The organism is Nocardia sp. NPDC004278, assembly GCF_053602975.1.
Window position 1 is genome coordinate 1 of sequence record NZ_JBSGEQ010000104.1, and the last position, 2,123, is coordinate 2,123.

Annotated in this window: 1 protein-coding gene; it reads left to right on the plus strand. The window is 64.0% G+C overall.

All coding sequences use genetic code 11. The features are described from left to right. Positions 1–2,123: DNA-directed RNA polymerase subunit beta (gene rpoB, locus ACWEO2_RS44225; protein ID WP_452410865.1), on the plus strand; the 2,123-nt coding region annotated here is incomplete at both ends.

Genomic DNA, 2,123 nt, shown 5'->3' on the forward strand with positions numbered 1-2,123 from the left:
GATCTGCACAGTGTGCGGGTGATTCCGTCGCGTGGTGCTTGGCTGGAGTTCGATGTCGACAAGCGCGACACCGTCGGTGTGCGCATCGACCGCAAACGCCGCCAGCCCGTGACGGTCTTCCTCAAGGCACTCGGCTGGAGCACCGAACAGATCACCCAGCGTTTCGGCTTCTCCGAGATCATGATGTCGACCCTGGAGAAGGACAATACGGCCGGCACCGATGACGCACTGCTCGATATCTTCCGCAAGCTGCGTCCGGGCGAGCCGCCGACCAAGGAGTCCGCGCAGGCGCTATTGGAGAACCTGTTCTTCAAGGACAAGCGCTACGACCTGGCGCGCGTCGGCCGCTACAAGATGAACAAAAAGCTCGGCATCGACTCCGGCGCGGCGCTGGTGCTGTCCGAGGAAGATCTCGTCGCGATCATCGAGTACCTGGTCCGCCTGCACGCGGGCGATAAGACCATGACGGCGCCCGGCGGCGTTGAGGTGCCGGTCGAGGTCGACGATATCGACCATTTCGGCAACCGACGTACGCGAGCCGTCGGCGAGCTGATCCAGAACCAGATCCGGGTCGGCTTCTCGCGCATGGAGCGGGTGGTTCGCGAGCGGATGACCACCCAGGACGTCGAGGCGATCACGCCGCAGACCCTGATCAATATCCGCCCGGTCACCGCGGCGATCCGGGAGTTCTTCGGAACCTCGCAGCTGTCGCAGTTCATGGACCAGAACAACCCGCTCTCGGGTCTGACCCACAAGCGTCGCCTCTCGGCGCTGGGCCCGGGTGGTCTGTCCCGCGAGCGCGCCAGCCTCGAACTGCGCGATGTGCACCACAGCCACTACGGCCGGATGTGCCCGATCGAGACCCCGGAAGGTCCGAATATCGGATTGATCGGCTATCTGTCGGTGTACGCGCGGGTCAACCCGTTCGGTTTCATCGAGACGCCGTACCGCAAGGTGGTCGACGGCGTGGTCACCGATGACGTCGAGTACCTGACCGCCGATGAGGAGGAACGGTATGTGCGTGCACAGGCCAACTCGCAGCTCGGCACGGACGGACATTTCCTGGAGGACAAGATCCTGGCCCGACGCCACGGCGAAGATATCGAATTCGTCCCCCCGGACGAGGTCGACTACATGGACGTCTCGCCGCGTCAGATGGTTTCGGTCGCGACCGCGATGATTCCGTTCCTCGAGCACGACGACGCCAACCGTGCCCTCATGGGTGCGAACATGCAGCGTCAGGCCGTTCCGCTGATCCGTTCCGAGTCCCCGATCGTGGGTACCGGGATGGAGTTGCGTGCGGCCGTCGATGCGGGCGATGTGGTCGTCAGCGCGAAAGGCGGTGTGGTCGAGGAGGTTTCGGCCGACTACATCACCGTGATGGCCGATGACGGCACCCGCAAGAGCTACCGGTTGCGCAAATTCGCCCGCTCGAACCAGGGCAACTGCGTCAATCAGCGCCCGATCGTCGATGAGGGGCAAGCCGTGGCGGCCGGTCAGGTGCTTGCCGACGGGCCCTGTACCGACAACGGTGAGATGGCGCTCGGCAAGAACCTGCTCGTGGCGATCATGCCGTGGGAAGGCCACAACTATGAGGACGCGATCATCCTGTCGCAGCGTCTCGTGGAGGAGGATGTGCTGACCTCGATCCACATCGAGGAGCACGAAACCGATGCCCGCGACACCAAACTCGGTGCGGAGGAGATCACCCGCGACATCCCCAATATCTCCGACGAAGTGCTCGCCGATCTCGACGAGCGCGGCATTGTCAGGGTCGGTGCCGAGGTCCGCCATGGCGATATCCTGGTCGGCAAGGTCACCCCGAAGGGTGAAACCGAGCTGACTCCGGAGGAGCGGCTGCTGCGCGCGATCTTTGGTGAGAAGGCGCGCGAGGTGCGCGATACCTCGCTGAAGGTGCCGCACGGTCAATCGGGCAAGGTCATCGGCATCCGGGTGTTCTCGCGCGAGGACGACGACGATCTGCCTCCCGGCGTCAATGAGCTGGTGCGCGTGTACGTGGCGCAGAGCCGCAAGATCCAGGACGGCGATAAGCTCGCCGGTCGCCACGGCAACAAGGGTGTTATCGGCAAGATCCTCGCGACCGAGGACATGCCGTTCATGCC